The 264-nt window shown below is 32.2% G+C and carries 1 protein-coding gene; it reads right to left on the bottom strand.

Annotated features, from left to right (window positions below; genetic code table 11):
- Positions 1 to 81: 81 nt before the first annotated feature.
- The coding region (locus SB719_RS20715; RefSeq protein ID WP_412159823.1) for a helix-turn-helix domain-containing protein at positions 82 to 264 on the bottom strand (183 nt) is incomplete at its 5' end.

Genomic DNA, 264 nt, shown 5'->3' with positions numbered 1-264 from the left:
ATTTTTAAATGAAAAAACCATTGATGTAGTTGATTGTCATTCTGACGAAGGAAGAATCTCTATGTGATCAAATAGAAAAATTTACTGTAAAATACTTTTCCTAAAAGCATTTGGAGTAAATCCCGTATTCTTCTTAAAGAAAAAATTAAAATTCGGCTGGTCGGAAAATCCTACCGCATAACTTATCTGCTCTAAAGTCCAGGTAGTCTGCAACAAAAGCACTTTACATTCATCCAAAAGCCTTCCTTTAATATGTTTGCTTAC

The sequence above is a fragment of the Pantoea sp. SIMBA_079 genome, from assembly GCF_046940275.1.
GTDB lineage: Bacteria > Pseudomonadota > Gammaproteobacteria > Enterobacterales > Enterobacteriaceae > Pantoea > Pantoea borealis.
The sequence above is the reverse complement of the archived record's forward strand: the minus strand, read 5'-3'. Positions and strand labels throughout refer to the sequence as shown.